General features: G+C 29.9%; 6 protein-coding genes. All 6 read left to right on the forward strand.

Annotated features, from left to right (window positions below):
* Positions 1-203: 203 nt before the first annotated feature.
* Entirely contained in the window at positions 204-2,231 is a 2,028-nt protein-coding gene (locus PSU83_RS14190) for an N-6 DNA methylase (RefSeq protein ID WP_300590209.1), read from the forward strand.
* Positions 2,180-3,334: a restriction endonuclease subunit S gene (locus PSU83_RS14195; RefSeq protein ID WP_300590210.1), complete on the forward strand. Its 1,155-nt coding sequence runs from the start codon at positions 2,180-2,182 to the stop codon at positions 3,332-3,334. The genes PSU83_RS14190 and PSU83_RS14195 overlap by 52 nt, the downstream gene beginning before the upstream one ends.
* Before the next feature lie 129 nt (positions 3,335-3,463).
* The gene (locus PSU83_RS14200) at positions 3,464-4,195 is read left to right on the forward strand and encodes a hypothetical protein (RefSeq protein ID WP_300590211.1); all 732 of its coding nucleotides are present in this window, start codon (positions 3,464-3,466) and stop codon (positions 4,193-4,195) included.
* Positions 4,196-4,688: 493 nt separating this feature from the next.
* On the forward strand, positions 4,689-5,171 hold the full coding sequence (locus tag PSU83_RS14205) for a hypothetical protein (protein WP_300590212.1): 483 nt from the start codon (positions 4,689-4,691) through the stop codon (positions 5,169-5,171).
* 161 nt (positions 5,172-5,332) lie between these two features.
* Complete coding sequence (locus PSU83_RS14210; RefSeq protein ID WP_300590213.1) at positions 5,333-6,781, forward strand: hypothetical protein; 1,449 nt, start codon at positions 5,333-5,335, stop codon at positions 6,779-6,781.
* A 110-nt stretch (positions 6,782-6,891) separates the two neighbouring features.
* Entirely contained in the window at positions 6,892-7,566 is a 675-nt protein-coding gene (locus tag PSU83_RS14215) for a hypothetical protein (RefSeq protein ID WP_300590214.1), read from the forward strand.
* The last annotated feature ends 179 nt before the right edge of the window (positions 7,567-7,745 follow it).

Below are 7,745 nucleotides of genomic sequence, written 5' to 3' on the forward strand. Positions count from 1 at the left end.
AACAGAAAATAATTCGTTCCGAAGTTCGCAACTGACGAGAAGCGGCGGAACGTTGTAGGCAATACTCGAGCTACACAAAACGCATAAAAAAACCGCATAAAAACAACATATAAAATCCAAAATAAACAGAAGAGTTTTGCTGAAGCAAAACTCTTTTTATTTTTAACAAAAAAGTTATCTTTACGACCGATAATAAAAAAACTATGGCACAATCAATTGAACCGAATATAGCAGATTTAGCAAATGGATGGCTAAAAACATATAAATTACCTTATAAATTAGAGCAAGAATCTCTAAATGCCGAAATAGACAAAGCGCTTTCTGACTATTTTACCAAAAATGGTGGAACAGGTGCAAATAGACCAGATGCAAAAATATTATTGCAAGACAAAAACTTAAACTATTATCCAATTCTTATTGAGTATAAAGGTTACAAAGAAAGTTTAGTGAAATTAGATACAAACCATCAAGTAGAAAATAGAACTGCTAAAAACGAATCACATTTTAAAAACATAAATTCTTTTGCAGTAAACGGAGCAGTTCATTACGCAAATGCTCTTTTGCATCATACAAGTTACACCGATATTATAGCTATCGGTATGACTGGTTACAAAGATGAAAGAGGAAACATTCAACACCAAATCGGAGTATATTATGTTTCTAAAAACAATCTTGGTGCTGGTCAAAAAGTAGATGACTTTTCAGATTTTTCTTTTTTAGCACCTAAAAACTTTGATGCGTTTATCGATAAAGTAAAAACTTTAGAACTAACGCAAGAAGAAATTGAAAAACTAAAAGAACAACGAGAAAAAGAAATTGACACAAGTTTAAGAAAACTAAACCACGATATTTATGAAAACGAAAAAGGTTTAGGAGAAAACGACAGAGTATATCTTGTTGCCGCTTCAATAATTGCTACTTTGGGTATTCCAGGAAAAGTTGCACCATTAGAAAAATCAGATTTAAAATCTTCAATCGAAAGAGGAAACAGCGATGGAGATATTGTCGTAAGAAAAATAAAATCTTTTTTAGACGAAAAAGACATTCCAAAAGAAAAGAAAGATTTAATAGTAAGAACATTAGAAAACACACTAACAACCGAAAACATAAATAAAATTGAAGAAGGCGAAAGCCAACTCAAAAGAGTATTTACTAAAATTGTAGATGATTTAGGTATTTATTACAAAATTGGTTTAACAACCGATTTCACAGGAAAACTATTTAACGAAATGTATGGTTGGTTAGGTTTTTCGCAAGACAAATTAAACGATGTTGTTCTCACTCCTTCTTATGTAGCTTCTTTATTAGTTAAGTTAGCACGAGTAAATAAAGATTCTTACGTTTGGGATTTTGCCACAGGTTCAGCAGGTTTATTAGTTTCTGCTATGAACGAAATGCTAAACGATGCAAAAAATACCATTACTTCGCCTGATGAATTATTACAAAAAGAAATCAAAATAAAAGCCGAGCAATTGCTCGGTTTAGAGTTACTTTCAAGTGTATATATGTTAGCCATTTTAAATATGATTTTAATGGGAGATGGTAGTTCAAACATTTTGAACAAAGATTCATTAACAGACTTTGATGGTAATTATGGTTTTGGAGATACTGATTCAAAATTCCCAGCCGATGCTTTTATATTAAATCCACCATATTCTGCAAATGGAAACGGAATGAATTTTGTGGAAAGAGCACTTTCAATGATGAATAAAGGGTATGCTTCAATCATTATTCAAAATTCAGCGGGTTCTGGTAGAGCAAAAGACTATTGCAAAAGAATTTTAGAAAAACACACACTAATTGCAAGTATAAAAATGCCTGTGGATATATTTATAGGTAAATCAAGTGTACAAACTAATGTTTATGTTTTCAAAGTAAACGAAAAGCACCATAAAGAAGAAATGGTAAAATTTATTGATTTCTCTGATGATGGTTACACAAGAACAAATCGTAAAAAATCAACAAACAATCTTAAAGATACGAATCAAGCCAAAGAACGCTACGAAGAAGTCATAAACTTGGTGCGTTTTGGTAAAAGTAAACTCAATATTTTTACAGAAAAAGAGTATCACGAAGATACTATCGACCCAAAAAGCGGAGCCGATTGGAACAAATCAGCACCCATAGACACAAAACCAACATTACAAGATTTCAAAAAAACAGTAAGTGATTATTTGTCTTGGGAAGTTTCAACAATCTTAAAACAAGAAAAAGAAAGTTTGGGAAAGTAGATACCCTACTTAATGAAAAATTACAAAAAGTTAAGTGGGGAGAATTTAAAATAGAAGAAGTTTTACAATGGCAATCTCAAAAAGAAATCGACCCTTTAAAACTTGAAGAATTAAAAGACGAAACAGAAAACCTATACCCTTTTTATGGTCAAGCAACCATAAATAATGGTATTATATCATATAATCAATTAACAAAAAGAGTAATAAATAATAAGTTTGGGAAACCTACAATATTAATACATTCAAACAATCAAAATATTGTTTATTTAGAAACACCTTTTTATTTAAAAGATGGACACGGTGCAACGAGTGTATTACAATGTGATGAATTGAATAGCATAAATCAAATGTTTGTTATTGCATCAATAGAAAGAATAATTAAAACAAAATATTCCTATAATACAAAGGCTACTAAAATTGAATTAAAAAATACTATTATAAAACTTCCAATAAAAAATGATAAAATTGATTTTGCATTTATGGAAAGTTTTATTTTAGAATTAGAAGCTGAACGAATGCAAATTTTAGATACTTATTTATTAAGTACAGGATTAAAAGATTACACATTAACTTTAGAAGAAGAAAATATTTTAAACAATTATCAAAGTTTAAAATGGAAAACTTACAAACTTGAAGAACTTTTTGGTAAAGCTACTCGTGGTAGAAGATTAAAAAGTGCAGACCGAATTTCAGGGAATTTACCTTTTGTAACTGCTGGGGAAACTGATGAAGGTGTTTCTGCTTTTATAGGAAATAATGTAAATATATTTTCAGAAAATACTACAACTATTGATATGTTTGGTTCTGCAAAATATCGCAATTACAAATACGGTGGCGATGACCATATCGCTATAGTTCATACAGAAAGCTTACCTAAATTAGCATCAATTTTTGTTACTACAGCTATTCATAAATCATCATATAACGGTCAATTTAATTATGGTAGAAATTTTTATGCAAAAGACGCTGATGTGTTAAATATTACATTACCTACAAAAGAAAATAAACCAGATTATGAAATAATGAAAACTATTATTTCAGCAATTCATAAGTTAGTTATAAAAGAAGTTGTTTTATTTAACAATGAAAAAATTAAAAATTAGTGATATATAATAAACAATAACTACTAAATGGTTAACCTTTCGGTTAGCCATTATTTTGTTAATCATTATTCATTTCAAATATATTTTTTATTATTTTTGATTTCTATTAACAACCTAAATATCATCAATATGGCATCAACATCAGAAGTAGGTCACGCAAAAAATGTAGCAAACTTTCAAGACTTAATTGAGTTTGTTACAGGGTATGGAGCAACGTATAATCCATCAAAAAACAGTTTAAAATTGCCTCAACTTGTTGCACTAAAAGCAACAGCAGAAACAAAATTAACTGATGTAATTTCTAAAAACACAGCTTACAACAACAAAGTAAACGAACGTATGGTTGCTTTCAGCAACCTAAAATCATTATCAACACGATTAGTAAACGCATTGCAAACAACCGATGCAACAACAGAAACTATTAACGATGCTAAAACATTTAACCGCAAAATGCAAGGTAAAAAAGCGTCTGCTACGCAAACACCAACCGACCCAAATGCACCAGCACCAACAACAATTTCTACAAGCCAACAATCTTATGACCAATTAATTCAACACTTTTCAGGTCTTAAATCGGTATTAGAAGCCGAGCCAAGCTACACACCAAACGAAACCGAATTACAAGTTGCAACATTAACAACAAAAATTGCAAACCTTAACACAAAAAATACTGCCGTTGCAACTTCCTATACAAACATAAGTAATTCAAGAATTTCAAGAAATGAAACTTTATACACCAGCGAAAACGGAATTTACGAAACCGCAAGCGAAGTAAAAAAATACGTTAAATCAGTCTTTGGTGCAAGTAGTCCGCAATTTAACCAAGTAAGCGGTATTAAATTCAGTAAACCAAAATTATAACATAACCAAAAAAGAAAAGAAAGAATAAACAAAAAGACTTATTGCTCACGCAATAAGTCTTTTGTCATACTATTTTAGGTTATTGCCTACCCTATTTAGATATTTACAAACCAAATTTAGATTTATTCAATACACAAATACAATTATAACAAACATATTTAGAAATCTGCTAAACATAAATAGATATGTGTCATACATTTTTAGATTTAAGTCATACATAAAAAGAATTATGGCATACATATTTTGATTTAGAGCATACCTAAACAGAAAACTACCGAACTGCAAAAGAATACTGCTGAAAACGTTGAAATTGAAATATAGTGCTATAAAATAAGTACTGCCTACAACAGCGGTTACAAGAAATGGCGAGAAATGTGCTAAATTCACGTTTATTTTTCGCAAGAAATTTTATCTTAGCAGAAAATACGCAGTTCCGAAGTTCGCCACTTCTTGTAGCCGCGAAACGTTATAAGCCATTTTAAACCTGTTTAAATTGAGAAATCTACTTTTAATATTACCATTTTTATTTTTGAGTTGTAATCGTGAATCGCAAATTCCAGAAAATTCGCGAATAGATATGAAATATATTGTTTTCAGCCCAGGAATGAATAATATTACAATTGCAGATACTTCAAAATTACATGATTATAAATTTGAAAATAATATGGACTACGGCTTTAGGCTTGAAAACAAACTTTATGATATGGAGTATCGTATTAAGTTAGATGAAAAAGGTCGACTGCTTGGCTTGCTTGAATACAAGAACATAAATTCACCAATATATAAGATAATAAAAAAGTTCCCAATGAATTATGAAACTATCGCTGAAGAAACATTCATTAGGTTTTCGCCTTCTAGAGAAAATGTTATTGATGGACTTGACACAATGACAATTGAAAAAGTATTTCCAAAACAAAAACTTGTACGGGTTGGCACTGACAAAAATATTAGAAATTATTTCTATCATTATAAATAAAAAACGGCTTATAACAGCTGTTTCTCGCAATTGCGAATTTTGTTCAAAATTCACGTTTGCGTTTCGCAAGAATTTTTATCTTTAACAGAAAATAATTCGTTCCGAACTTCGCAACTGACGAGAAGCAGCGGAACGTTAGCAGTAATAATATCGCACCGAAATTGGAAAAAGAATATCACAACATTTATGACAACGAAAAATTAGAATCATTGATAGATTCTAATAATGTCATCAATTGCGACATTTGTGTTAGACAATCTGATTCAAAAGACAAAGTTCTAAGTCTAAAAAATGTAAAAGCTATTAATGGTAATCTCAGTATAGATTCTGATGATTTACTTGATTTAGGAGAACTTGAATTAATAAATGGAAATTTTTGGTTATCCACTTGTAAAAATCTAAAATCCTTAAATAATTTAATTGAAATCAATGGTGAAGCTAATTTGAGATATTCGTCAATTGAATATTTAGGAGAACTCACTCATGTTCATGGAAAGCTTTCCTTGAGAGACACGAATGTCACAAATCTAAATAATTTGCAATTTGTCGGAGGTGAACTATTTCTCCCAAAACGGTTAGAAAAAACATCAATTTCAAAAATAACTATTAACGGAAAAGTTAGATATTGGAATGATAAAGACACTTCAAATATATCTAAACTGAATCAAAACGCAGAATGGGGACAATCAAATAATTTACATTTTTCCGAGATTCATTCTCTAGAATTAGCTTACAAAAAGCGATTCATTACTGGGAAATATCTTGTAAGAAAATGTTTTAATCCAAGTGAATTAAACAATCACATAACTGAAAACTCCGATGATTTTTTTCAATTTATTGATAAAAAGTTAGAAGAGCTATATGGAAACAAATACTCGTTTTTTCATTCAATATTTGATGAACTTAAATCTGTTAAAGAACTTAATAGCGAATTTCCAAATTATAAAATAGACAAGAGAAAGCAATTAGATTACTATGTAATAAATAAAAGTGTAAATGAAATAATAAACACAAATAAAAACAACACTCCTTTCTATAAATATTTTTCAGCATTAAAACAATTTAAAATCGAATATCAATTTTCAGGATATACGGCAAAATATTTACTAAGATACAACGAGCACAAACTTACATTTTGTGAAAGTACAGGAATAGATAAAAACTCATTTATTTATTATGTTGAAAATTCCATATTATCAATCTTCTCCATTTTCATAATTTCAAATCAAAATGAATACAGAGTCTCTAAAGGTTTACCTAAAATTGGAGAGGGTTGGTTATCCGAAACTGAACTTTATCAAAATCTTAAAAAACATTTTAGTTACTACAAAGTTCAACAACATGGTAAAACAAAATGGTTAGGGAAACAGCACATTGATATTTGGTTTCCACAACTAAATATAGGCGTAGAATTTCATGGTAAACAACATTACGAACCAGTAAAACACTTTGGAGGTATTGAAGCGTTTATAAAAAATCAAGAACGTGATTTGAGAAAAAAAGAGCTTTTTAAATTAAACAATTCAACCCTTATTGAAGTAACTCATGGGTACGATTTTGAAAAATTAATTAATGAGATTGAGCAAATAATTATTGCTGCTAAATCATAAAAAATATAATTTAAAATAATTACTACTGCTAACAGCGGTTTCAAGAAATGGCGAGAAATGTGCTAAATTGATGTATTTCTTTCGCAAGAAATATTATCTTAGTGGAAAATATGCGGTTACGAAGTTCGCCACTTCTTGAAGCCGCGAAACGTTATATGCAACTTTTCGACAAAAATCCGGAGAAAATGAACATCTTAAAAATCGCTTTAATAATAATATTTACTTCCTTAAATGCTTTTGGACAAACTTGTTCATATGAGAATCTTTCAAGGGAATTCAATTACAAAGTTGTCCCAATTTCGAAAAAAGAAGATTTAATTCAACTCGTAGTTCAAGTTACTGAGAAACAAAATTCAAAAAGAACTCAGACGTTTAAAATTGAATGTGAAGGTTTTTATTTGGATTCGTTTGACAATTGCAAGAACGTCAGGTCTTACATTACAAAAGTAAATAGCAAATTGCCAAGTGGAGATGAAAAGGATTCTGGAAACTTTATAGTAGCCGACTTTAATTTTGACAGTTTTGAAGACTTTGCAATTAAGAGTGATCCTGGTGGAAATGGCGGACCATTGTATACATATTTTCTCCAAGCAGAAAATAAAAAGTTTTACAGAAGTAATTATTTAAGTGACACTGTACAATTTTTCCCAATTGAAATCAATCCAATAAACAAAACATTAACAACTTTTCTTCATGCAAACGCTTACCAGAAGAATAGACGGATTTTTAAATACAATTTGAAGGCAAAAAAATGGAAGTTGATTCACGATGGCTTTGAGGAATAATAAAAGCTGCATATAACAGCTGTTTCTCGCAATTGCGAATTTTGTTCAAAATTCACGTTTGCGTTTCGCAAGAAATATTATCTTAGTCGAAAATAATTCGTTCCGAAGTTCGCAACTGACGAGAAGCAGCGGAACGTTACCACTCAGTTTTTCGGTGCGCAATTTTCAATAGAAAATAT

The organism is Flavobacterium sp., from assembly GCF_029945805.1.
In the GTDB taxonomy this organism is placed as follows: Bacteria; Bacteroidota; Bacteroidia; order Flavobacteriales; family Flavobacteriaceae; genus Flavobacterium.

What these genes read in the sequence shown, in the direction of transcription:
- PSU83_RS14190 (WP_300590209.1), top strand. Translation starts at nt 204, where the DNA reads ATGGCACAATCAATTGAACCGAATATAGCAGATTTAGCAAATGGATGG.
- PSU83_RS14200 (WP_300590211.1), top strand. Translation starts at nt 3,464, where the DNA reads ATGGCATCAACATCAGAAGTAGGTCACGCAAAAAATGTAGCAAACTTT.
- PSU83_RS14215 (WP_300590214.1), top strand. Translation starts at nt 6,892, where the DNA reads ATGCGGTTACGAAGTTCGCCACTTCTTGAAGCCGCGAAACGTTATATG.